This is a genomic window from Streptomyces sp. NPDC005811 (assembly GCF_040630405.1).
Lineage (GTDB): Bacteria > Actinomycetota > Actinomycetes > Streptomycetales > Streptomycetaceae > Streptomyces.
The window spans coordinates 118,392-141,170 of sequence record NZ_JBEXXK010000014.1 but is presented as its reverse complement, the minus strand read 5'-3'; the positions used below and the strand labels follow the sequence as shown (position 1 = coordinate 141,170).

19 protein-coding genes are annotated in these 22,779 nt (G+C 73.2%); 11 read left to right on the top strand and 8 right to left on the bottom strand.

Going from position 1 to position 22,779, the window contains the following annotated elements:
- The first annotated feature begins 4 nt into the window (after positions 1-4).
- Both ABZ490_RS17300 and ABZ490_RS17295 read left to right on the top strand, forming a co-directional pair.
- Positions 5-2,176 carry a DUF4139 domain-containing protein gene (locus tag ABZ490_RS17300; RefSeq protein WP_358990289.1) on the top strand — a complete coding sequence of 724 codons (2,172 nt, stop codon included), beginning with the start codon at positions 5-7 and terminating at the stop codon, positions 2,174-2,176.
- A gap of 20 nt (positions 2,177-2,196) precedes the next feature.
- Positions 2,197-3,756, top strand: a complete 1,560-nt coding sequence (locus tag ABZ490_RS17295) for a mucoidy inhibitor MuiA family protein (RefSeq protein WP_358990451.1) — start codon at positions 2,197-2,199, stop codon at positions 3,754-3,756.
- 312 nt (positions 3,757-4,068) lie between these two features.
- Here ABZ490_RS17295 and ABZ490_RS17290 read toward each other — a convergent pair whose 3' ends face one another.
- Positions 4,069-5,454 (bottom strand): DEAD/DEAH box helicase, encoded by a 1,386-nt coding sequence (locus ABZ490_RS17290; protein ID WP_358990286.1) that lies wholly within the window; start codon positions 5,452-5,454, stop codon positions 4,069-4,071.
- 522 nt (positions 5,455-5,976) lie between these two features.
- On the opposite strand from ABZ490_RS17290, the gene ABZ490_RS17285 reads away from it, so the two are divergent.
- The 8 genes from ABZ490_RS17285 (at position 5,977) to ABZ490_RS17250 (ending at position 16,903) form a co-directional block, all read left to right on the top strand.
- The gene (locus ABZ490_RS17285; RefSeq protein WP_358990283.1) at positions 5,977-7,911 is read left to right on the top strand and encodes an ABC transporter ATP-binding protein; all 1,935 of its coding nucleotides are present in this window, start codon (positions 5,977-5,979) and stop codon (positions 7,909-7,911) included.
- A 303-nt stretch (positions 7,912-8,214) separates the two neighbouring features.
- Entirely contained in the window at positions 8,215-8,925 is a 711-nt protein-coding gene (locus ABZ490_RS17280) for a hypothetical protein (protein WP_358990281.1), read from the top strand.
- An 83-nt stretch (positions 8,926-9,008) separates the two neighbouring features.
- Positions 9,009-11,195 carry a glycosyltransferase gene (locus ABZ490_RS17275; RefSeq protein WP_358990279.1) on the top strand — a complete coding sequence of 729 codons (2,187 nt, stop codon included), beginning with the start codon at positions 9,009-9,011 and terminating at the stop codon, positions 11,193-11,195.
- Complete coding sequence (locus ABZ490_RS17270; protein ID WP_358990277.1) at positions 11,192-12,424, top strand: acyltransferase; 1,233 nt, start codon at positions 11,192-11,194, stop codon at positions 12,422-12,424. The genes ABZ490_RS17275 and ABZ490_RS17270 overlap by 4 nt, the downstream gene beginning before the upstream one ends.
- A gap of 112 nt (positions 12,425-12,536) precedes the next feature.
- Positions 12,537-13,121 carry a hypothetical protein gene (locus ABZ490_RS17265; protein ID WP_358990274.1) on the top strand — a complete coding sequence of 195 codons (585 nt, stop codon included), beginning with the start codon at positions 12,537-12,539 and terminating at the stop codon, positions 13,119-13,121.
- 89 nt (positions 13,122-13,210) lie between these two features.
- Positions 13,211-15,262 (top strand): PA14 domain-containing protein, encoded by a 2,052-nt coding sequence (locus ABZ490_RS17260; RefSeq protein ID WP_358990271.1) that lies wholly within the window; start codon positions 13,211-13,213, stop codon positions 15,260-15,262.
- A 327-nt stretch (positions 15,263-15,589) separates the two neighbouring features.
- The gene (locus tag ABZ490_RS17255; RefSeq protein WP_358990269.1) at positions 15,590-16,072 is read left to right on the top strand and encodes a sortase; all 483 of its coding nucleotides are present in this window, start codon (positions 15,590-15,592) and stop codon (positions 16,070-16,072) included.
- 111 nt (positions 16,073-16,183) lie between these two features.
- Positions 16,184-16,903 carry a class F sortase gene (locus tag ABZ490_RS17250; protein ID WP_358990266.1) on the top strand — a complete coding sequence of 240 codons (720 nt, stop codon included), beginning with the start codon at positions 16,184-16,186 and terminating at the stop codon, positions 16,901-16,903.
- Positions 16,904-17,235: 332 nt separating this feature from the next.
- On the opposite strand, the gene ABZ490_RS17245 is transcribed toward ABZ490_RS17250, so the two are convergent.
- The 3 genes from ABZ490_RS17245 to ABZ490_RS17235 are packed head-to-tail and all read right to left on the bottom strand — an operon-like array spanning position 17,236 to position 18,870.
- Positions 17,236-17,547: a hypothetical protein gene (locus ABZ490_RS17245; RefSeq protein WP_358990264.1), complete on the bottom strand. Its 312-nt coding sequence runs from the start codon at positions 17,545-17,547 to the stop codon at positions 17,236-17,238.
- Entirely contained in the window at positions 17,544-17,729 is a 186-nt protein-coding gene (locus tag ABZ490_RS17240) for a hypothetical protein (protein WP_358990261.1), read from the bottom strand. The genes ABZ490_RS17245 and ABZ490_RS17240 overlap by 4 nt, the downstream gene beginning before the upstream one ends.
- Positions 17,730-17,757: 28 nt before the next feature.
- The gene (locus ABZ490_RS17235; RefSeq protein WP_358990258.1) at positions 17,758-18,870 is read right to left on the bottom strand and encodes an AraC family transcriptional regulator; all 1,113 of its coding nucleotides are present in this window, start codon (positions 18,868-18,870) and stop codon (positions 17,758-17,760) included.
- 53 nt (positions 18,871-18,923) lie between these two features.
- Here ABZ490_RS17235 and ABZ490_RS17230 point away from each other — a divergent pair, with 53 nt between their 5' ends.
- Entirely contained in the window at positions 18,924-19,175 is a 252-nt protein-coding gene (locus ABZ490_RS17230; protein WP_358990255.1) for a DUF4242 domain-containing protein, read from the top strand.
- A 151-nt stretch (positions 19,176-19,326) separates the two neighbouring features.
- Here the strand turns inward: ABZ490_RS17230 and ABZ490_RS17225 are convergent, their stop codons facing one another.
- The 4 genes from ABZ490_RS17225 to ABZ490_RS17210 all read right to left on the bottom strand — a co-directional run bounded on the left by ABZ490_RS17225 (position 19,327) and on the right by ABZ490_RS17210 (position 22,692).
- Positions 19,327-19,578 (bottom strand): hypothetical protein, encoded by a 252-nt coding sequence (locus ABZ490_RS17225; RefSeq protein ID WP_358990253.1) that lies wholly within the window; start codon positions 19,576-19,578, stop codon positions 19,327-19,329.
- A complete protein-coding gene (locus ABZ490_RS17220) occupies positions 19,575-20,003 on the bottom strand; it encodes a DUF1622 domain-containing protein (protein WP_358990251.1) in 429 nt (142 codons plus the stop codon). Before ABZ490_RS17220 ends, ABZ490_RS17225 begins: the two co-directional genes overlap by 4 nt.
- Positions 20,004-20,023: 20 nt before the next feature.
- The gene (locus ABZ490_RS17215) at positions 20,024-20,251 is read right to left on the bottom strand and encodes a hexameric tyrosine-coordinated heme protein (protein ID WP_358990249.1); all 228 of its coding nucleotides are present in this window, start codon (positions 20,249-20,251) and stop codon (positions 20,024-20,026) included.
- A gap of 104 nt (positions 20,252-20,355) precedes the next feature.
- Positions 20,356-22,692, bottom strand: coding sequence for a LuxR C-terminal-related transcriptional regulator (locus ABZ490_RS17210; protein ID WP_358990246.1), 2,337 nt, complete (start codon positions 22,690-22,692; stop codon positions 20,356-20,358).
- Between the last annotated feature and the right edge of the window lie 87 nt (positions 22,693-22,779).

Below are 22,779 nucleotides of genomic sequence, written 5' to 3'. Positions count from 1 at the left end.
GCGGATGACGACGTCGGAGACGGCACAGGGGTGGGAGTCGCGCCTCGATTCGGTCGTGGTGTACGCGCAGGGCGCGGTGTGCCGTCGGCTGGCCCGGGGTGTCGTACCGCCGGACGGCCGGGTGCGGGTGACGGGACTGCCGCGCTCACTGGACGCGGGATCCCTCCGGGCGCGTGTCCTGGGCGGTTCCGCGGTGCGCGTCGGTGCGGCCCGGGTGGAGGTCGGGGCCGAACCGCTCGGCACCGAGGCGCCGGAAGGGCTACGACGTGAGGTGGAGCGGCTGCGCGAGGAGTGCGCGGCGGCCCGGGGGCGCCGTGATCGCGGGCTCGGACTGATCGCGGAGGTCGGGGCGTTGCGCCCGGTTCCTCCGGCGCGCAGGAAGGACGATCCGCATCGCCGTACCCCGGTCGACGCATGGCTTCGGCTGGCGGACTTCGTCGACGAACGGCTGACCGCGTTGCACGCCCGCCTCGTCGAACAGGAGGAGGCGCTGCGCCGCGTCGAGCACGAACTGTCCCTCGCCGAGGACCGCCTCGCCCGCGCCTCCACCGACGCACCGGCGGCACACGTGGAGACCACCGTCTCCGCGGTCCTGACGCTCGACGGCGGCGAGGGCGCCGAGGTGGAGGTGGAGGTGGAGTACGGGGTGCCCGGCGCCGTGTGGGTGCCCACCTATCGGCTCACCCACCGGCAGGACGAGGGCAGCGGCCGTATGGTGCTGCGCGCGTCGGTCGCCCAGCGCACCGGCGAGGACTGGACCGGCGTACGGATCGCGCTGGCCACCGCCGACCTGCGCCGCCGCACCGATCTGCCCAGGCTCCGCTCGATCCGGATCGGGCGTCGGCAGTCCGGCCCCGAACCCTCCGGCTGGCGCGAGCCCCCGGCGGGTCTGGCCGACCTGTTCGCCGGGTACGACGCGGCGGGCCGCCGCCCCGAGCCGGCCGGCGGGCCCTTGAGCGTCGGAGTCGCCGGGCCGCCGCTTCCGACGCCTCCGCTTCCGCCTCCGCCTCCGCCTCCGCCTCCGCCTCCGCAGAGCTACGGTGTGCCCGTCCCGAGCCCCTTCCCGGGTGCCGTCCCCGATACCGCCTTCCCGTCCGACGGCGCCTACCCCGAGGTCATGGGCGGGGCCCTGGACGGCTTCGTCCCACCGGTCCCGGCCGTCCCTTCGGCGCCGGGAAGCCGGCCACGTTCCGGTGGCAGCCCGGCCGCCGTTCCCGCCGCCCTGGCGCCGCCCTCCCCCGCCCTCGCCGCCCCGGTTTCCCGCGCCCTGGCCCGCTCGGCGCACGACAGCGCCGCGCGCCTGGGCAAGGCCGCGCCGCCGCCGGCCGTGGCGGCGGGTCCGCCGCAGCCGAGCGGTGCCGAACTCGACTACACCGCCCTCGTCCTGTGCGGGCCGGACGAGCAGGGCGGCCGCCGGGGCCTGCTGTTCCCCGACCTGCCCTTCGACCCGGTGGCCGCCGAGTACCGGCGCCGCGCCGACGCGGTGGCCGCGCTGCCGCTGCCGGGCCACGGGGTGCGGCCCCGGGAGTCGGCCGGTTCCTTCGACCACCGCTTCGACGCGGTGGCCCGCGCCGACATCCCCTCGGACGGCGCCTGGCACACCGTCACCGTCGGTGGGATTCCGGTCGGTCTGCGCGTCGAACACCTCTGTGTGCCGTCCGTGGAGCAGACCGTCTACGCGACGCTCGTCGTGTCGAACGCGACCGACCAGGCCCTGCTGGCCGGCCCGGTCGAGGTCACCGCCGGAGACGACTTCCTGGTGACCGCCGCGCTGCCCACGCTCGCCCCCGGTGGGGTCTGCCGGGTGGGGCTCGGTCCGGCCGAGGGCGTCCGGGTCACCCGGCGTACGCACCTGCGTGAGTCGACGGCGGGCATGCGCAACCAGACGACCGTGCTCGACCACCGTGTCCACATCGAGCTGGCCAACCGGCTCGCCGGGCCGGTCACCGTCGAGGTCCGCGAGCGGGTCCCGGTCACCTCGGACTCGGACGTCCGCGTCGAGGAGCGGGCCGACTGGACGGCCCCCCGCGACGGCGCCGGACCGGACCACCACGCGCCCGGCACCCGCCTGTGGCGGGTGGAGCTGCCCGCGGGCGGCACCGCCGCCCTCGAAGGCGGCTACGAGATCCGCATCCCCTCCGGCAAGTCCCTGGCCGGCGGCAACCGCAGGAGCTGACCCACCCCATGTCCACGGCCATGCCCACGGCACCGCAGCCGATCCCCCTCCCCGTCACCGCCGTCACCTGCCTGGAGGACCGTGCCCAGGTCGAGCGCACGGCCGTCCTGGACCTGGCGGCCGGCGTCCAGCGGCTGCGTCTCGGGCCCGTCAGCGCGCTGGCCGTCGACCGCACCCTCCAGGCGGAGCTGACCGCCGACCACCCGGCGACCGTGCTCGACGTGCGGATCGTCCGCGCCTGGCGGCCGCGCGGGCCTCGCCCCACCGACGAGGACTCCACCCTGCGCCACCACACGGTCCGTCTGGAGGACGAGCGGCTCGCACTGGAGCAGCGGCGTGACCGGCTGCGGACGCGCCTCGACACACTCGGCCGCCTCGCGGCCGACCTGCTGCGGGAGATCGGCGAGGGCGCCGGCACCGGCGAGGACGAAGGGCCCCGCTGGACCCGCGAACTGGACCGGGTCGACGACGAACGTGACTCCTGCGCCGAGCTGTTGCGTGCCGCGGAAGCCCGTCTGGCCGACCTCACCGCGGAACTCGACGCCGCGCGCGAGGCCTTGGACCTCGCCGAGGACGAACCGGCCGAGCTGACCGGCCACATCGAGCTCACCGTCGAGGCCTCGGCCGCCGGACCGGCCGCACTGCGCCTGACCCATCTCACCCCCTGTGCGCTGTGGCGGCCCGCCTACCGCGCCGTGCTCGACGGGGACGCCGTCACGCTGGAGACCGAGGCGATGGTCTGGCAGCGCACGGGCGAGGACTGGTCCGGCGTACGGCTGACGCTGTCGACGGCGCGCTCGGCGCTGGCCACCGATCCGCCGCGGCTCGGCGAGGACCGGCTGGTCCTCCAGGACCGGCCGGCCGCCGAGCGCCGCACCATCGACGTGGAGCTGCGGGAGGAGGAGATCTCGGACCTCGGCCCGGCGCCGGTGGTCGGTCTGCCGGGGGTGGACGACGGAGGCGAGGTACGGGTGCTGCGCTCCCCCGCGCCGGTGTCGGTGCCCTCGGACGGCCGTGCCCACCGGGTACCGCTCTCCGTCTTCACCGCCCCCGCGAGCAGCGAGTACGCGTCCGCTCCCGAGCTGTCCCCGCTGGTCACCCAGGTGGTGCGGTTCGACAACGCGGCCGGTCACGCTCTGCTCGCCGGCCCGGTCGACCTGCTGCGGGGCAGCGGGTTCACCGGGCGCGGCACGCTGGACTTCACGGCCCCGGGCGCTCCCGTCGAACTCGCCTACGGCAGCCGTGACGACCTGCGGGTCGTCCGGGACGCCGAGGAGTCCCGTGACACGGCCTCGCTCACCCAGCGGACCGTGGTGACCCGGACCGTACGGCTCCATGTGTCGCGGTTCTCCGCCCCGGGCGAGCGGGACGAGAGGACGGTCGTCCTGCGCGAGCGGATCCCGGTCTCGGAGGTCTCGGCGGTGCAGGTGCGCCTGCGTGAGGAGGCCTGCTCCCCCGCACCCGACCTGCTCGACTCCGACGGTGTCGCGCACTGGAAGCTGGCCCTCGCACCGGGCAGCCGGCGCTCGGTCACCCTGGTCTACGAGGTGACGGCGAGCGCCAAGGTGGCGGGGATCTGACGGCGGACGGGGCCGCGCTCATGACCGCGCGGTCCGCTCCTCGGGGGCGGCGGGGCTGAACTCGTGTGCGACCGGGTGCGCTTCGATTCCGCGCACGCTGCCAGGCCCATCGGCGGTGGTCGCATGGGTCGTTGGGACGTCTGGTGTACATCTCCCGGAGCACGGGGGGCGGGAGCACAGTCTCGACGAGTGGCGCACGCTGCTGACCGCGTGCGGATTCCGCCTCACCCTGGCGGAAGAGGTGATCCCTCCGCGTGGTTCCTGGGGGCGGCCCCGGTGTGAGCCGTGGCCGCCCTCGCCGCCGGTGCGGTGTCAGCGGCCCTTGCGGACGCGTGCCGCCGCGCGGGCCTCCGCCGTCTTGCGGGCCTCGGCGGCCTTGCGGGACTCCTTGGCGCGGCCGGGGCGGGTGCCGAGGCCGCGGAAGGGGGCGTTGCCGCCGTCGGACTTGGTCCCGGCCGGCGGACGCTTCGCCCCGGTGATGGCGGTCAGCGTCTGCTCACCGGAGCGCACCTGCGTGATCGTGGGCCGGATCCCGGCCTCGGTCATCATCCGGTTGACCTCGCGCCGCTGCTGGGGTGTGACCAGCGTGACCACCCGCCCGGACTCGCCGGCGCGCGCGGTGCGCCCGCCCCGGTGCAGGTAGTCCTTGGCGTCGGCCGGCGGGTCGACGTTGACGACCAGGTCGAGCGCGTCGATGTGGATGCCCCGCGCGGCGACGTTGGTGGCCACCAGGACGGTGATCCCGCCCTCCTTGAACTGGGCGAGCGTGTGGGTGCGCTGGGGCTGGGACTTTCCGCTGTGCAGGGCGGCGGCGCGGACGCCGCTGGCCCGCAGCTGACGGGTGAACTGGTCGACACCGGCCTTGGTGTCCAGGAACATCAGCACCCGGCCGTCCCGCGCGGCGATCTCGGTGGCGGTCGCGTACTTGTCGGCGGCGTGGATGTTCAGCACATGGTGCTCCATCGTGGCGACCGAGCCCGTCACCCGGTCGACCGACACGGTGACCGGCTCGTGCAGGTGGTCCCGCACCAGCTGGTCGACGTTGCGGTCGAGCGTGGCCGAGAACAGGAGCCGCTGCCCGTCGGAGGGGATCTGCTCCAGGAGGTCCGTGACCTGGGGCAGGAACCCGAGGTCGCACATCTGGTCGGCCTCGTCCAGCACGGTGATCCGCACGTGGTTCAGCAGGCAGTCGCGGCGGGAGACGAGGTCGGTCAGTCGTCCCGGGGTGGCGACGACGACTTCGGCACCCGCGCGCAGCGCCGCCTGCTGCCGGTTGATGGAGAGCCCGCCCACCGCGGTGGCGAGGCGTACCCTGAGCGCCTGCGCGTAGGGCTCCAGGGCGTCGGTCACCTGCTGGGCGAGTTCCCGGGTCGGCACCAGGACCAGAGCGAGCGGCCGCTTCGACTCCGCGCGCAGCCCCGACGTCCGTACGAGCAGGGCCAGGCCGAACGCCAGCGTCTTGCCGGAGCCGGTCCGCGCCCGGCCGAGGACGTCGCGGCCCGCCAGCGCGTTGGGCAGGGTCGCCGCCTGGATCGGGAAGGGGTCCTTCACCCCCAGGCCGTTCATCGTCTCCACCAGCGCCGGGGGCAGCCCGAGGGCGTCGAAGGACGGGGCCGGCGGCAGGCCCTCGGACGGGTTCCGCGGGCTCGGGGCATCGGTCCGGGGGGCGAGCGCGGGGTCCGGCTGCTTCGCGTCCATGGGGAGCCTTTCTGGTCGGGTCTCCGGAACGCGCCGGGGCCCGTACCCCTCGGTACGGGCCCCGGCGGTGTCGAAGCGTGCCCCCATTTTACCAGGGAGCACCCGGACGGCCGTGCGCTCCGGGGGCCGGCCGGTGCCGTCGCCGCCGCACTCCGGGCAATCGCCCACGCGAGTGACGGCGCCGACTCCCCACCCTCCCGGGTGAATCGAACGGCCGCACAGGGGACCGTGTCCCCGGCCCCCCTTGCCCGGTCGGCGCGCACCTCGAACTTGCTGTCGAAGAGTCGCCCCCTCCGGCCCGTGTCGCCTCCTTGAGCAGCGACGTTCTCCGGTTGCCTTGCCCGCTCGACCTCAACCGGGAGGACCCGTGTATCCCCTGTCCGTGCTCAGCGCGCTCCGTCCCACGTTCGAACATCTCCGGGTGCCCGACCCCGTGGCGGAGCCGGCCGCCTTCCGGCGTCCTGTTGACGTACGCCGCGCCCTGTTCGCCTCCGCGGCACGCCCGTCATCGAGGTGGGGCGCATGACGCGGCCGCTGACCGGTGAGCCGCACGGCGCCTCCGACGGCCGCCCGCCCGCGGCCGTTCCCGGTGCCCGGCAGGCGCCCGTCCAGCCGTCACCGCCGCCGGAGCTCGACTTCAAGGGCCGACGGCATCGGCTGGCCATGGAGGACGCCACCCTGTGGGAGATGGCGCGGCGCATCCCCCGGGCGCTGGCACAGACCGCCCGGCTGGCGTGGTCCGTGGACCGCCGTATGGTGATCGCCATCCTGGTGTGCCAACTGCTGTCCGGGATCGGCACCTTCGTCATGCTGACCTCCGTCTCCCGCGCCCTGGGGCCGCTGCTCGCCGCCGAGGATCCGCGTTCCGGCCTGGAGGCGGCCCTGCCGGCCCTCGCGGTCGCGGTCGTGGCCATGGCCGGGGGGTCCGCCGCGTGGATCCTGGCGGACTGGGCCACCCGTCGGCTGAACCCGCAGATCGCGGCCGCCGCCGACCTGACCATGATCGACCTGCATATGCGGGTCGAGCTGTCCGCCTACGACGAGGAAGGGTTCAAGGACGCGAGCCAGGCCGCCGAGATCGGCTCCATGCGCGCCGTCGACCTGGCCGACGACGCCAAGACCCTGACCCAGGGCCTCGTCCAGCTCGTCTCCGCGGCAAGCGTCCTGACGAGCCTGCATCCGCTGCTGCTCGCCGTCCTGGTGCTGTCCGTCGTCCCGCGCGGCATGGGCGGTGTCATCGCCGCGCGGATCGACTACCGCACGCACGACCGCACGATCTCCGCCCGCAACGTACGGTCGATGATGCGATGGTGGCTCACCACCCCCGAGCTGGCCGACGAGCTCCGGGCCAACACCATGCGCCCGTACCTGCACTACTGGTACCGCGCGATGTGCGACCGGGTCGTCGGGCGTGAACTCGAAGGATCGCGGCCCTACTTGCTGGTGACGCTGCTCGCCGCCTCGCTCGCCGGCGCCTTCACGGTGGGCATGTGGGCCGCACTGGCGGGCCTGGTCCTGGCCGGGGCGATGAGCACGGCCGTCGCCGGAACCGCGATCGTCGCCTCCCAGAGCTGCGGGCGCGCCCTGAACGGCATCGTCCGCTATTCGGCGGTCATGTTCCACCACGGCCTCTATCTCCACGACTACTACACCTTCATCGGCGCCTACCGGTCCCAGGCCGTCGACCGCGGCGGCGCTCGGGCCGCGGCCCCGCGCGAGGTGACCCTGGAGGACGTGTCGTACACCTACCCCGGCAAGGACGGACCGGCCCTCGCATCCGTCTCCCTCACGCTCCACCGCGGCACGGTGGTCGCGCTCGTGGGCGAGAACGGGGCCGGGAAGTCCACCCTCGTCCGGCTGCTCGCCGGCCTGACCGTGGCGAGCGGCGGACGAGTGCTGTGGGACGGGACCGACCTCGCCACCGCGCACGCCGAATCGGTCTGGCGTCATGTCGGTCTCGTGCCGCAGCGGCACGGCCGCTGGCCCCTGGCCGCGCGGGAGAACATCACGCTGGGCCAGCCCCGTGAGCACGGCGACGAGCAGATCTGGGAAGCGGCCGAGCGCGTCGGGATGGGCGAGGTCTTCCGCGACCTTCCCGATCAGCTCGACACGCTGCTCGCGCGGTCGGTGTGGGGCGGGCACGAGCTGTCCGGCGGACAGTGGCAGCGCACCGCCTGCGCCCGGGCCCTGTACCGGCGGCCGGCCGTCCTCGTCCTCGACGAGCCGACCAGCGAGATGGACCCCCGCGGCGAACACCGGATCTTCCACCAGCTCCGGCAGCACAAGGACGACCGGATCACCGTGATCGTGACCCATCGCCTCGACAATGTGCGCCTCGCGGACTGGATCATCGCCCTGGACAAGGGCCGCATCCGCGAGCAGGGCACGTTCGACGAGCTGATCGCCACCGAGGGCAGTCTCGTCGGCGAGCTCTACGCCCTGGCCCAGGACCGCTGACCGGTGCGGAGGGGGCACCGCGGCACGCCCCCTCCGCGCCCCGCACATCAACGACTGCTTCTTTCAGCCAGATTCAGACTCCATGGAAAATCCAGAATCTGGGCTGTGCGCACACATTTTCATCACATGAGATACCTTCTCCTTCGAACGTGATCTAGCAGGGGGCTCGTTCAGTTGTCTATGGGTGCGCATATCCGACATGCGCGCACGGTCATGACGCTCCCCCGACCGGCCCATGGGAAATGTGCACCCGTGAAAATGTGGCGAGAAGACGCCCAACCAGACCAGCGTCCCGCTCCATCAGTGACCTGGCAGATCCCTGTCGCGGATCCGCTCCGGGACGTGGAGCCGGAGCACAGTCACGATCCGGGCGAGGTGACGGTCCAGCTCGACGTCGTGACGGTCGGGGCCGCCGTGGACGCCGCGAACCGGCTCCGGGGGAACACCGCCGCCGACCGCTCCGCCGCCGACAAGCCGGTGTTCGTGGACGAGACGGGGCGCCGCAGCCGACGGTTGCGGCGCATCGGCATCGGCGTGGGCACCGTCTGCGCGCTCTACGCGGGCGTGATCGTCGCCACGCTCGTGTCGGGCCATTCCGACGCGCCGTGGCTCCCGGTCCCGGGGCAGCAGGAGGAGGCCCCGGCCGCCGAGGTCCAGGTCCCCACCGGGCCGACGGAGTCCGCCGCCGCGACCGAGCCGGGTGCCACCCCGGCCGCGGACGCCTCGGCGGGCGGCACCGCCTCGGCCCGGTCGACGAGCGGGACCTCGGTGCCCAGTCTGTCGGCCGGCGCGGTGGACACCGGCGCCTCCTCCGACGCCGAGCCCTCGGCGACCCGTACCGCCGCTCCCGCGGACACCGAGCAGACGACCGGGGCGACCGAGACCGCCCAGTCCCCCACCCGGTCGCCGGCCGCCGAGGCCTCGACGGACCCGGGATCCGAGTCCTCGCCGTCCGCCTCCCCGGCCGACGGCGGCTCGGACTCCGGCGGAACCGTCACGGACTCCGGCCTGTGATCCCCCGCCCCTGAACACAGCCGCTCCCCGCCGCCACCCCCAGCAGAATCGTTCCCTCTCTCCTCCCCGGAGCACACCGCCCGATGCGCCCCTTCTCCCGCCGTCGCAGACCCGCCGCGCCGGACACCCCGGCGTCCAGACGCCGCGTTCCCATGCGGCTGCTGCTGCCCGTCCTGCTGCTCACCGCCCTCGTCGCGATGCTGATGCTGCGGGGCTACGTCCACAGCGAGATCCTCGCCGACCACCGCATCCGCCCCGAGGCGGCGTCGGACAAGGTGCCGGAGGAGATCATCGACGGCGGCCCCGTGATCGACACCCGCAACGGCGGCACCAGCTCCCTGAAGGTCCCGGACCACCGGCTCGTCCTCACCTTCGACGACGGCCCCGACCCGAAGTGGACGCCGAAGGTCCTCGACGTCCTGAAGAAGCACGACGCGCACGCCGTCTTCTTCATCACCGGCACCATGGCCTCCCGCTACCCCGACCTGGTGAAGCGGATGGTGGACGAGGGTCACGAGATCGGGCTGCACACCTTCAACCACCCCGACCTCTCCTACCAGTCGAAGAAGCGCATCGACTGGGAGCTGACCCAGAACCAGCTCGCCCTGGGCGGCGCGGCCGGGATCCGCACCTCGCTGTTCCGGCCGCCGTACTCCTCGTTCGCCGACGCCATGGACAACAAGTCGTGGCCGGTGACCCAGTACATCGGCAGCCGCGGCTACATCACGGTCGTCAACAACACCGACAGCGAGGACTGGCGCAAGCCGGGCGTCGACGAGATCATCCGGCGCGCCACCCCGCACGGCGGCAAGGGCGCCATCGTCCTGATGCACGACTCCGGCGGCGACCGCCACCAGACGGTGCAGGCCCTGGACCGGTTCCTGCCGACGCTCAAGGCCGAGGGCTACAGCTTCGACAACCTCACGGAGGCGCTCGGCGCGCCCAGCGCCCACACCCCCGTCACCGGCCTCGACCTGTGGAAGGGCGTGGCGTGGATCTTCCTGGTCCAGGCCTCGGAGGGGATCACCGGTGTGCTGGTGGCCGGGCTGGCCGTGGTCGGCACCCTGGTCATCGGCCGCTTCCTGCTGATGCTGCTCCTGTCCGCGGCACACGCCCGCAGGGTCCGCCGCCGGGGCTTCACCTGGGGTCCGAACGCGCCCGTCACGGAACCGGTGTCGGTGCTCGTGCCCGCGTACAACGAGGCCAAGTGCATCGAGAACACCGTGCGCTCCCTGATGACGAGCGACCATCCGATCGAGATCATCGTGATCGACGACGGGTCGACGGACGGCACGGCCCGGATCGTGGAGGCCATGGGTCTGCCCGGTGTGCGGGTCGTGCGGCAGCTCAACGCGGGCAAGCCCGCCGCCCTCAACCGCGGAATCGCCAACGCGCGGTACGACCTGATCGTGATGATGGACGGCGACACCGTCTTCGAACCGGCCACCGTCGGTGAACTCGTCCAGCCCTTCGCCGACCCCACCGTGGGTGCCGTCGCCGGCAACGCCAAGGTCGGCAACAAGGACACCCTCATCGGCGCCTGGCAGCACATCGAGTACGTGATGGGCTTCAACCTCGACCGCCGCATGTACGACGTCCTGCGCTGCATGCCCACCATCCCCGGCGCCGTCGGAGCCTTCCGCAGGTCGGCGCTGGAGCGGGTCGGCGGGATGAGCGACGACACCCTCGCCGAGGACACCGACATCACCATGGCGCTCCACCGCGACGGCTGGAAGGTCGTCTACGCCGAGAAGGCCCGGGCCTGGACCGAGGCCCCGGAGTCCGTGCAGCAGCTGTGGTCGCAGCGCTACCGCTGGTCGTACGGCACCATGCAGGCGATCTGGAAGCACCGGCGCGCCGTCGTCGAGAAGGGCCCCTCCGGCCGCTTCGGACGCGTCGGGCTGCCGCTCGTCTCCCTCTTCATGGTCGTCGCCCCGCTCCTCGCCCCCCTCATCGATGTCTTCCTGCTCTACGGGGTGGTGTTCGGCCCGACCCAGAAGACCCTGGTGGCCTGGCTCGGCGTGCTCGCCGTGCAGGCCGTGTGCGCGGCGTACGCGTTCCGGCTGGACCGCGAACGGATGACCCACCTGCTCTCGCTGCCGCTCCAGCAGATCCTCTACCGCCAGCTCATGTACGTCGTCCTGCTCCAGTCCTGGATCACCGCCCTCACCGGCGGCCGGCTGCGCTGGCAGAAGCTGCGCCGCACCGGCGTCGTCGGGGCGCCCGGCGGAAGCGGCCACCCCCTCACCGATCGGAGCCCCGCCGTATGAACCCCGGACCGACGGCCGGCGCAGGCCTCCGTGCCGACGACCGCACCCCGCCCCCCGCGGGCGACGAGCGGCCGTCCGGCCGGCCCTCCGGCCGGGACCGCTATCTCGACCTGCTGCGCTCCATCGCCCTGGTCCGCGTGGTCGTGTACCACCTGTTCGGCTGGGCCTGGCTGACCATCCTGTTCCCCTCGATGGGCGTCATGTTCGCGCTCGCGGGCTCGCTCATGGCGCGCTCCCTGAGCCGTCCGGCGCTCGGGGTGATCCGGGGCCGGCTGCGCCGGCTGCTGCCGCCGATGTGGCTGTTCGGCGCGGTGATGCTGACGATGATGTTCGCGGCGGGCTGGAACCCCCTCAAGGACCCCGACCACGGCGGCGTCTGGGGGGTCGTGGAGCTGTTCGACTACGTCGTGCCGATCGGCGCCCCGCCGTTCCCGTGGCAGCTGGGCTCCAAGTCGGGCCTCCTGGAGGAGACCTGGGCCGTCCAGGCGGCGGGCGTCCTGTGGTACCTGCGGGCCTACCTGTGGTTCGTGATCGCCTCCCCGCTGCTGCTGTGGGCGTTCCGGCGGGCCCCGTGGGCGACGGTGCTCGCCCCGCTCGCCCTGACCGCGGTGGTGGGCACGGGTCTCGTCCCGATCCCCGGCGAGACCGGCAACGCCGTCAGCGACTTCGGCGTGTACGGCGCCTGCTGGGTGCTCGGTTTCGCGCACCACGACGGGGTGCTGGCCCGGATCCCGCGCTATCTGGCCGTGTCGGTGTCGGCCCTGGTGATGGCGTTCGGCCTGTGGTGGGCCTCGGGCCATCTCGGGCCCGACGGCTGGGATTTGAACGACATCCCGCTGGCTCAGGCCTGCTGGTCCTTCGGGTTCGTGGTGATCCTCCTCCAGTACTCGCCGTCCTGGCAGGAGCTGCCCGGCCGGCTGCGCCGGTGGGATCCGCTGGTGACGCTCTCCAACAACCGTGCCGTGACGATCTACCTCTGGCACAACCTCCTGATCATGGCGACCGTCCCGATCATCGACCTCGCCTACGACCTGCCCTTCCTGCAGAGCGACGGCGCGGTGGCGGCGCTCGACTCGTCGTACAACATCCTGATGTTCCTGCTGGTCTGGCCGCTCATCGGTCTGATGATCGTGGGCGCGGGCTGGGCGGAGGACCTGGCCGCCAAGCGCCGCCCGCGGCTGTGGCCCGACGGCAGGAGCAAGGGGGGCACCCGCAGACTCGCGCGCTGAGGCCGGGGCCTGCGGCTCCGACGCGGGTCGGCCGCAGGGGTGGGAAACCGGCGGCGGCTCCGTCACAGTGGACGTGGTCGGTCGAGGGGGACCACGGCGGGGAGGAAGACCGATGACGGAGCCCGAGTTGTTCGCGCTGTCGGCCGTCGTGGTGCGGCAGCCGAAGCGTTCGGGGTGGCGCAGATACAAGGGCCCCGACCTGGCCGTGTCCACCGTGGAGGGGACACCGCTCGCCGAGGTGATCAACACCGACGACACGGACTTCCTCCTGGCCCGCCTCTCGGGCGCGTTCATCCTCCGCGTGGAGCGGCACGTCGGGCTCGCCCCCTGGACCCCGGTGCGGTTCCGGTTTCTCGACGCGGAGGGCCGGGAGGTCGGCCGCGCCCGTGCCTCCGGGCTGGTCAAGACCCGGCAGCTGAGCTTCCGGACGGATCGGAGCCGCCCGCTCTTCCTGACGCGGACGGCCCTCGTCGGGATCGAATGGCGGCTCACGGAGACCGATCCGCTGCCGAACGGGGAGCCGGAGAGCCTCGGCCGTGTCACGGTGAGCACCGTCGACCGGTGGCTGGGGTTGCAGCAGTACGTCGTCGAGACGACCCCCCACCTGGACACCTCCGAGCGGCAGACCTTCCTCGCCATGGTCGTCTGCCTGCATCTGCTCCGTCGGCCCCCGGGCGAAGGCTCCGCTCCCGGCTGAGATGTCGGGCAACCCTGTGATCACCTCATGAGTCACACACGTGTCACCTGTTTCTTTCCCATGGTCCGGAAGGGGCCGCACTCTCTGTGATGACTCGTACTCGGCTGACCGCGCTCGCCGCGACGGCCGCTCTCGCCGCCACCGGCGGCCTGTTCACCGCCACCCCGGCCGCCGCGGCCGTCACCTGTGCCTCTCCCCTCTGGAAGGCGCAGTACTTCGGCAACTCCACCTTCAGCGGTACGCCGAAGCTGACCGCCTGCGACTCCGCCGTCGCCGAGGACTACGGGTACGGCGACCCGGCCGGCGTCACCCTGCCCAGGGACAACTTCTCCGTCCGCTGGTCCCTCACCCGGGACTTCGGCTCCGGCGGTCCCTTCCGGCTCTCCGCCGCCACGCAGGACGGCATGCGCGTGTACGTCGACGGGGTGCGGAAGATCGACCTGTGGAGGAACGTCTCCACGACCGCCCGCAGGACCGTCGACCTGGCCGTCCCGGCCGGCAAGCACACGCTCCGTGTGGACTACGTCGCCTGGACCGGTGCCGCCCGCGCCGCGTTCACGTACGCCCCTCGCACCGAGGCCGCCGTCGACACGGTCAAGCCGCTGGCCCCGACCGGCCTGACCGCCGCGTACGACGGGGGCACCACGAAGACGACCTTGCGCTGGAGCGCGAACAAGGAGATGGACCTCGCCGGTTACCGCGTGTACCGACGGCTGGGCACCACGTCGTGGGCGAAGGTCAGCGGTGCGTCGCCGCTCACCTCCCGCTCGTTCGTGGACGCGACGCCCGCCACGGGCCAGACCTTCCTGTACGAGGTCCGCGCGGTCGACAAGGCGGGCCGCGAGTCGACCGGCAGCCTCGACACCACCGCGGCGACGGTGGACCGCACGGGCCCGGCCGCGCCGACCGGTCTCACGGTCGTCGGCGACGCGTGGTGGGCCACCCTGGCCTGGCAGCAGGTCGCCGACGCCACGGCGTACGAGGTGTCCGCCTCCTCCGCGCCGGGCGGCCCGTTCGCGCTGCTCGGCACGACGAGCACGACGTCGTACCGCACCGACGCCCCCGAGAACACGGCCCGTTACTACCGCGTCCGCGCCCTCGACGCGCTCGGCAACCCCGGCGCGTACGCCACGGTCACCGGCGACGGCGTCGACCGTACGCCGCCGAAGTCCCCGACCGATCTCGGCTCCGTCGTCGACGTCGGCGACACCGAGGTGTACTGGAATCAGCCCGACGGCTTCTACGAGGACTTCGACAACGGCGGGACGTACCACGTCTACCGCTCACCCGGCACCGCCCTCGACCCGGCCGCGCTCACCCGCGTCACCTGCGCCGAGCAGAGCGACGAGACCAGCACCGGCGGCATCTGCCACGACCTGGACATGCCCGAGGGCGCGTATGTGACGTACGCGGTCGCGGCGGTGGACCCGGCCGGCAACGAGTCGGCACTGTCCGCCCCGCTCGTCGTCCGCACCGGCGACCGTGTCGCGCCCGGCCCCGTCACCGGTGTGCGGGCCACCCCGCGCGCCGACGGCGTGCTGGTGAGCTGGGCGGCCTCGACCGAGGACGATCTGGCGCGCTACATGGCCTGGACCGGCGTGCGTCAGGCCGACGGCACGGTCAAGTGGCTCGGCTCCACCGCCTGCCGCGAAGGCACCAGCGACCCATGGGCCGTCCTGTGCGGCGATCTGCCGGACGGCGAGACGAACGTGTACGCGGTCGTCGCCAGGGACCGCTGGGGCAACGCCCTCTCGCCGAACGACCCGAAGGTCACGCTCGTCGAGGCCACCGAGCTGGACGTCCGGCCGGAGGTGACGGTCGTCCGGGACTGGGACCTCGGCCCCGTGGGGTACGGCACCGTGATCGGCGGGCCGGCCGAGGACGGGCCGTCCATCAACTGGCGGTGTGACAAGACCGTCGAGTGCGAGGGCGTGGCCGGTTACCGGGTCAGCCGGTGGAACGCGGCCACGAAGGCGTACGAGCCGCTGCACACGGGACTGCTGCCGGCCCAGACCCGCACCTACACGGACACCACCGCCGCGCGCGGGACCACGCACTTCTACACGCTCCAGGCGGTGCGCGCCGACGGCGGCGTGGCCGGTACGCATGTGTGGAACTGCGTCTTCCAGGACCGCGTCTAGCCCTGCGGCGCGGTCGGGACGCGAGGTCCTGGGGCGGGAAGTGCCGCTCCAGGACCGCAGCGTGAGAACTCCGGCGGCACCCGGTCGGTGTAGGCGCGTCAGCCTGTTCGCCGCACTCGCGCATGTCCTCCACCACCGCACCGGACACCGGGCTGACCTGTGCACATGCCCGTGCGGCGGCGGCACGTACGCCTGCCCGGGCGAGGGGCGGGCGAGGGGCGGGGCGATCCGTCCGGTTGCGGATCTGACGCAGCGTCGGTTGCCTCGTCAGTGGCGCACACAGGCGCCGCACCGACAGGCCGCAAGCCGAGCAGTTGGAGGATTCTCGTGGGCATCACACGTGTGGGTATCGGTATCGGCCTGACGGCCGGTGTCCTGGCTCTGCAGATTCCGGTCGCCGCCGCAGCCGATGACTCCGGTCTCGACATCCGTCAGAGCGCCCACGGCTCCAAGGTCACCGTCAGCACCACCGCCTGCGGCGCGGAGACGTACGGCAAGGGCGAGTCGGAGCTGGCAGGAGCGTTCCACCTCTTCGCCGGCGAGAGCAAGGGCGTGCTCACCGGCGAGTTCACGCTGCCGGAAGGGTCGTCGGCCGACACCGACACCGTCACCGTCAAGTGCCCGCCGCGGATCAAGATCACGGACACCTACCAGATCGCCGCACGCGAACCCGACGGTGCCGTCGAGGCCGGTTTCGGGCCGAGCGGCAACACGGCTCCGCAGCTCGCCCTCGGGGCGGCGCTGGTCGCCGCGGCCGCGGCCGGGGGGCTGGTGAGGATGCGTCACCGCGCGAGCCGTAACACTAACTGACGGCCCGTGATCCTCGCGGCTCCCCGGACCACCCTGCCCGTCCGGGGAGCCGCGAGGATCCGATCGACGTACCCCCTTCCCCACTTCCGACTCGAGGCGAACCCGACCGCGATGGCCTCCAGGCGCACCACCCACCCGTCGTCCTCCCGTTCCTCCTCCCGCACCTCCTCCCGTCCTTCCTCCCGCTCCTCCTCGTTCGTCCCGTCCGTCGGACTTCTGCTGTGGACGCTCGTGGCAGGTGCCGTGCTGGTGGTCGGCGCGCTGCACTACGAGCAGCCGCCGCAGCCCTCGGCGGACCAGGCCTTCCCGCCGCTGCCGGGCCCCGCCGCCCACCGGACCGTCCCCGCGGCGGAGCCCGTGGTCTCCCCGCTCCCGCCCGCGGAACCCCTCCGGCTCCGGATCCCGTTCATCGACGTGAACGTCCCTCTCGCCAAGTTGCACCTCAACGCGGCCGGGGCGCTCGATCCTCCGCCCGCGGACGATCCCCGGCTCGCGGGCTGGTACAGCGAGGGCACGACTCCGGGATCCGTCGGCACGGCCGTCACCGCGGGCCATGTGGACCAGCGCACGGGCAGACCCGGCGTCTTCTTCGGACTCGGCGTCCTCACCAAGGGCAAGGTGATCGAGATCGACCGGGTGGACCGGCGCACCGCCGTGTTCACCGTCGAGGCCGTCGAGGTGTACGACAAGGCGCACTTCCCCAGCAGGATGGTGTACGGCAGCTCCGGGCGGGCCGACCTACGGGTGATCACCTGCGGGGGCGGCTACAGCAAGGCGACGGGATACCGGGGCAACGTCGTCGTGTACGCGACGCTCGTCGCGGTCAGATGAGGCCGGTGAGGTCTTCGTGGCCCGCGAGCCATGTCCCTCTGGTGGACGCCTACCTCACCGTGCGGGGCCTCGATCGCACCGGCGCCCGGGCTGCTCGCAGAGCGGGCAGTGGCGGCCGGCCTGATCGCCAAGCCCTGGGTGAAGACGTCCCACCCACATCCGCCGCCCCCGCCCCTGACTGCGCTCTCCCCCGAACCCCCGAACCCCCGATCTCCCCGGCCGGCAGCCCGGTCGGCCGAGGGGGCCACGCGCGTACCGCCGACGGCACCGCCGTCCTGCCCTCCGCCACGGACGTCGTACGCCGGACCCTGGACTCCTCCCGGTAGCCCCCGCTAGAGGTCGAGGACCGCCCGCAGCGCGTTGTCGACGAGTTCCTGCTGTTCGGGGCCGATGGAACCGTGCAGGGTGCCGGACTCGAAGCGCAGGGCGGAGAGCTGGAGGAGATTGACGGCGACGAGCGAGGCGTCGACCGGAGTGGTCAGATGCACGCTCATCGCGGTGTCGGGGTGCTGCGCCGGAGCGTGGAGCACCAGGACCACGACGGCTCCGTAGGCCTCGGCGAGCCCGTCGAGGCTGACCACGAGAACCGTGCGCGTGCCCTTGCCGGTGTCGACGTCCCAGACGTCGCCCTTGCGGATGGTCACAGGGCGTCGCCCTCGCCCGCGAGGTCGAGGGGGGCGAGCGTGGCGAGCTTGCGTGCGGCATCGAGCGTCATCTGTCGGCGCACGGCGCGCAGGATGTAGTCGTTGAGGGAGGGGGCGCCCGCCGCGGCGTCGCGCAGCGGCTTGTCCATGGCGTCGGGGATACGCAGCGTGATGGCAGTCATGACACCAAATCTAGTGGCAAGAGTGCCGTCAGGGAAGTCCGGCTTCGCTCCTTCGCTCGAGCCGGCGGAGCCCAGGGGTCGGCGGCCCGGACGCCGCCGCCCGGCGCCAGGCTCCGGGCGCCACGGCATGGGTGCGTTTGAACGCCCGGCTGAACGCCTCCTCGGAGTCGTAGCCGACCCGACGGGCGACGGCGCCGACCGAGTGCCCCGTGGTGGCGAGCAGGTCCTCGGCCAGGTGCATCCGCCAGTCGGCCAGGTAGCGGATCGGGGAGCGCCCGAGTATCCGGCGGAATCGCTCGTCCAGCGCCGACCGGGAGACCGCGGCCGTGTCGGCGAGCCGCTGGACGGTCCAGTGGCGGTCCGGCGCGGCGTGCATGCGGGCCAGCACCGGCGCGAGGACCGGGTCCGCGAGCGCGGCCAGCCACCCGGTGTCGATCGCCGGCGCGGTGGCCAGGTGCAGTCGGAGGGTCTCCAGCAGCACCAGCTCGGGCAGCCTCGTCGCCGTCCGGTCGGTGGCCGGTGCCGGGGAACCGGACGCCAGGGCGTAGTCGATGCTGGACCGGATCCAGGTCGCCGCCGGTCCCTCGGGCGGGCGCACCACGAAGAGGGGCGGCAGCGCCTGGAGAGCGGGGTCGAACAGGGGATGGTCGCTGTGCAGGTAGCCGCACACGATGTCGGTACGTCCACCGCCCGCGCCGTGCCGGAGCACCGGCAGGGTCCGCCAGGGCGGTGGATCGAGCAGGTCGAGGATGGGCACCTCCTCGGCCGTCTCGGCCCCGCCCATCGCATGCCGCTCGCCGTAGGGCACCACCACGACGTCGCCCTCACGGGCCCACCGGGGCTCGCCCTCCCGGGCCCGGGCCCAGCACGTCCCACCGGAGACGATGTGGAAGACGATCAGGCGCCCGGCGCCCGGCCGCAGGATCCGGACCAGCTGTTCGGGCGCCGGTGAGCGGTACGCCCATCCCTCGGTGAACTCGGCCCGGAAGAAGAGCGCTCCGTCGAGCCGCAGCCCCTGAAGAGCCGTGTCAAGGGTGGTCGGCGCCGCCGCGGGCGGTGTCCCCGCCCTGCCGGAGCCGACCCCGGGGTCCCGGCCAGGTGCCCCGGTCGTGCGGTCATGGCCCTTCGCGTGGAACCCCACGACCATCAAGTGTGGCACCACCAGAGGTGCCCGCCACAGGAAGGAAAACGGCCATGGCGCTCTATCTCGACGTCCACACGATCAGCGGCGGCGTCAGCGCGCAGGACGCGGCACAGGCTCACCGGGCGGACCTGGAGACGCAGGACAGGTTCGGGGTCCGCTACCTGAGGTACTGGGTGAACGAACCGGAGGGAAAGGTCTTCTGCCTCGTGGAGGCACCGTCGGCGGAGGCCGCCACCGCCGTGCACCGGGAGGCGCACGGGCTGACCGCCGAGGACATCTTCCCGGTCGAGGAGGGCGACTGAGCGGCGGGGCGACGCGCGGGCCGGCCGGGCTGATGACCGGGTCACCCGGCCCGCGGCCGTCCCTCCGGACGGCGCCGTACGGCACCCGAGCCGCGCCTCACGGCCGACAAGCCGCGCCGTACGGCACACTCCCCCTGCTGCCGCGCCCGCCTCACGCGTGTCGCGCGTCCAGTGCCCGCAGCCCCGCGTTGACCAGCATCCTGACGGCGACGGTCGCCGCGGCCGTGGTCAGCGACGTCCACGACGGTGCCGCCGCCAGCCGGATCAGGCCCGCCGCCACGAGGAAGTCGGTCAGCAGAGCGACCGTAGGCTGGACGCGGCGCAGGCGGACGGCGACGCAGACGGCCGAGAGCAGTCCGAGCAGCGTCACCATCAAGGCCAGCTGGTGCAGCACCGCCGTCATGACGCGACCGCCGGACCCGTCGCAGGCGCCTCGCCCGGCAGCCGCTCGACCTCCTTGCGCTCCTTCTCGATCTCCTTGCCCAGGAAATGGTTCAGCACGGTACGGATGGCCGCGATCGCCGCCAGTTGCCCGATCTCCGTGAACGTCGGGGCGACGGCCGTGCGCAGGATGTCCCCGGCCAGCTGGAACTCGAGTCCCAGCGTGAGGAACCGCCCCAAGGAGAGCCGTACGCGGTCGAACTCCCCTCGTGGCGACCGCGCCCCGGCCTCGTCGGCCCGTCCCCAGGGCACCGCGCCCCTCAGGAGCTGCACGAACGCCCAGAACGCGCCGACGAGGATGACCAGCGCACCGGCGAACTCCACCAGGTGCACCATCGAGTCGACGACGTCCTTCAGCGTCGACTCCGCAAGCAGATCCGTATCCATGGGACGAGGTGGGCGGCGGATCAGCGCCAGTAGTCGTTCGCCGCCGCGATGGTGGCGAACTCCAGCGCCACCACCTGTCCGATCGCGATGAGCGAGTCCGGGTTCTCGGCGTACACCGGGCGCAGCCTGCCGCGCACCTCGTCGTCCGGCTGCGTCGCCTTGATCACCAGACGGGCCATCTTCAGCGCCAGCTCGCGCCCTTCCTCGGGCGTGGCGGTGATGAGGCTGTTGTTCGGTACCAGTGCCATTCGACTACTCCGTGGTGTGGGAAACGGGCCCTCGCCGGACGCCGTGTCCTCAGCGTCTGCCGGGGGTGGCCGCCACGTCATGAGCAGTTCTGCGCAAGGGGTACCTATTTCACGGCCCACCAGGCGGCGACCTGGGCACGGGAGGAGAAGCCGAGCTTGGTCAGGATGCGGTTGACGTGGTTGTCGACGGTACGGGGGGACAGCACCAGTTCGGCGGCGATCCTGCGGTTGGTCATGCCACGGGCGACCAGCTCGGCGACCTGCTCCTCCCGGCGCGTCAGCCCGCTCGCGGGGGCCGGCGAGGGGTCCGCCTCCGGCCCGGTGCCGGCGGCAGCGCCGAGCGCGTAGGCGATGACCTGGTCGGCGCCGTCGAGCGCGGCGCCGGCCGCCAGTGCCTCGTCGTAGCCCGCGGCACCCAGGGCGCCGCGGACCCGGGCCGTGCCGTGGGCGTGGTGCTCCGCGTGCCGCGGGTTGTCCCCGACGACCGTGACGCCGCTGTCCTCGCGCAGGCCCCGGGCCGCGCCCAACAACCGGCCGGCCCGGTGCGGATCGCCCGTCGAAGCCGTGATCCAGGCGAGCTGCTCGACCATGTCCGCCACGCCGATGCTGTCGCTGAAGCCCCGCAGCATCCCCAGCGCGGACCGGGTCCGTTCCTCGGCCTCGGTCTGTTCGCCCAGCTCCCACGCCCGCCGGCCCAGCGCCATCAGCAGACGCGCGCGGGCCCACCGCTCGCCGTACTCCTCGGTCTCGGCCAGCGCCCGCGCACTGGTCCCGGGCGCTCGTGGATCCGCGCACAGGGTCAGGGCGATACCGAGCGCGCACCGCCATGCGACCTCGGCGGCCCGGTCGCCGAGCGCGGTGTGCGCGGCCACGGCCTCCTCGAAGAGGGTGACGGCCTCGGCCGTCCGCCCCTCGCACAGCGCCAGCGCGCCGCGGTGCCCCCGCACCTGGGCGCCGGCTCCCGCGTCCCCGAGCCGTTCGGTGAGTTCGCCGGCCTCCTCCAGGAAGCGGCGTGCCGCCCCGAGATCGCCCTGGGTGCAGGCGACCTGGGAGGCGACCCACAGTGCGCGCGCCCGGGCCGCGGTGGGCTCCGGCGCCGCGTCCAGGGCCCGTTCCAGATACCGCCGCCCCTCGCTGAGGCAGCCACCCGCGATCCAGTGGTGGACCAGCGCGGCGGGCAGCGCCAGGGCGGCCTGTCGATCCTCGTCCCGCTCGGGGCGGTATCCGCCGTCCGGGCCGGGCTTCGCCGCCGCCCGCGGATACTCCAGGGCGGCCATCAGATTGCTGTGGTCGGCATGCAGCAGGGCGAGAATGTCCGCCTGCGCGGGGCCGAACCAGTCCCGGTGCGTGCGCTCGGCCAGGGCTAGGAAGAAGTCGCGGTGCCGTCGCCGTACCTCCTGGTCCTCGGCACGGTCCGTCAGGTGTTCCCACCCGTACTGACGGATGGTCTCCAGCAGCCGGTAGCGGGGCTGCCGCTCGGTGCCGGCGTGTTCGACGAGGGACTGGGCGACCAGGCGGTCCAGTACGTCCAGCACCTCGTCCGGCGCGAGGCCGTCGTCCTTCGCGGGGCCCTCGCCCGAGCAGACGCTCTCGGCCGCCTCCAGGGTGAAGCTGCCCGCGAAGACCGACAGCCGGCTCCACAGCAGCCGTTCCGCGGGACCGCACAGCTCCCAGCTCCAGTCGATCGCCGCGCGCAGGGTCCGCTGGTGCGGCCTGGCGGCACGGCTGCCGGCCGTCAGCAGCGCGAACCGGTCCTCCAGCCGCTCGATCACCGGCTCCACGGCCAGGGTGCGCAACCGGGACGCGGCCAGTTCGATCGCCAGCGGCAGGCCGTCCAGGTCCGCGCACAACCGGTGGACCGCCGCCCGGTTCGCGTCCGTGAGCCGGAAGCCCGGCCGTACGGCGGCCGCCCGCTGCACCAGCAGCTCGACCGCCTCGTCCTGGACCAGCGGTGCCACGGCGACGACATGCTCACCGGTCAGCTGGAGCGTCTCCCGGCTCGTGGCCAGGATGCGCACCTCGGGAGCGGCCGCCAGCAGGCACTGCGCCAACTCCGCGCACGCCTCCACCAGGTGCTCGCAGTTGTCCAGCACCAGCAGCAGCCGGCGCTGCGCCACATGCGCGGCGAGCAGCTCCGGGACCGTGCGCGTGCCCTGGTCCGCCACCCCCAGCGTCACCGCGGCCGCCTCCACCACCACCGCCGGATCACGCACCGGGGCCAGATCCACGAGCCACACCCCGCCCGGGAACGCCCGAGCCGACGCCGCGGCCGCCTCCAGCGCCAGCCGCGTCTTGCCCACACCACCGGCACCGGTCAAGGTCACCAGCCGCGCGCTGCCGAGAAGGCGGCGCACCTCGGCCATCTCGCTGCGCCGCCCCACGAAGCTGGTGAAAGCGGCGGGCAGACCTCCGCCTCCCGCCACGCCCGTCCCGCTGGTCACGTCCGGCCCATCCCATGTCTCTCACGCGGCAAGCCCCACACAGCGGCGCTCCACGACCGCTCACCTGGAACACGGCGGTCACGGACC

Excerpts from the sequence above, each read along its gene's own strand:
- ABZ490_RS17300 (WP_358990289.1), top strand. The coding sequence starts at position 5 with ATGACGACGTCGGAGACGGCACAGGGGTGGGAGTCGCGCCTCGATTCG.
- ABZ490_RS17295 (WP_358990451.1), top strand. The coding sequence starts at position 2,197 with ATGCCCACGGCACCGCAGCCGATCCCCCTCCCCGTCACCGCCGTCACC.
- ABZ490_RS17290 (WP_358990286.1), bottom strand. The coding sequence starts at position 5,454 with ATGGACGCGAAGCAGCCGGACCCCGCGCTCGCCCCCCGGACCGATGCC.
- ABZ490_RS17285 (WP_358990283.1), top strand. The coding sequence starts at position 5,977 with ATGACGCGGCCGCTGACCGGTGAGCCGCACGGCGCCTCCGACGGCCGC.
- ABZ490_RS17275 (WP_358990279.1), top strand. The coding sequence starts at position 9,009 with ATGCGCCCCTTCTCCCGCCGTCGCAGACCCGCCGCGCCGGACACCCCG.
- ABZ490_RS17270 (WP_358990277.1), top strand. The coding sequence starts at position 11,192 with ATGAACCCCGGACCGACGGCCGGCGCAGGCCTCCGTGCCGACGACCGC.
- ABZ490_RS17265 (WP_358990274.1), top strand. The coding sequence starts at position 12,537 with ATGACGGAGCCCGAGTTGTTCGCGCTGTCGGCCGTCGTGGTGCGGCAG.
- ABZ490_RS17260 (WP_358990271.1), top strand. The coding sequence starts at position 13,211 with ATGACTCGTACTCGGCTGACCGCGCTCGCCGCGACGGCCGCTCTCGCC.
- ABZ490_RS17250 (WP_358990266.1), top strand. The coding sequence starts at position 16,184 with ATGGCCTCCAGGCGCACCACCCACCCGTCGTCCTCCCGTTCCTCCTCC.
- ABZ490_RS17240 (WP_358990261.1), bottom strand. The coding sequence starts at position 17,729 with ATGACTGCCATCACGCTGCGTATCCCCGACGCCATGGACAAGCCGCTG.
- ABZ490_RS17230 (WP_358990255.1), top strand. The coding sequence starts at position 18,924 with ATGGCGCTCTATCTCGACGTCCACACGATCAGCGGCGGCGTCAGCGCG.
- ABZ490_RS17225 (WP_358990253.1), bottom strand. The coding sequence starts at position 19,578 with ATGACGGCGGTGCTGCACCAGCTGGCCTTGATGGTGACGCTGCTCGGA.
- ABZ490_RS17220 (WP_358990251.1), bottom strand. The coding sequence starts at position 20,003 with ATGGATACGGATCTGCTTGCGGAGTCGACGCTGAAGGACGTCGTCGAC.
- ABZ490_RS17215 (WP_358990249.1), bottom strand. The coding sequence starts at position 20,251 with ATGGCACTGGTACCGAACAACAGCCTCATCACCGCCACGCCCGAGGAA.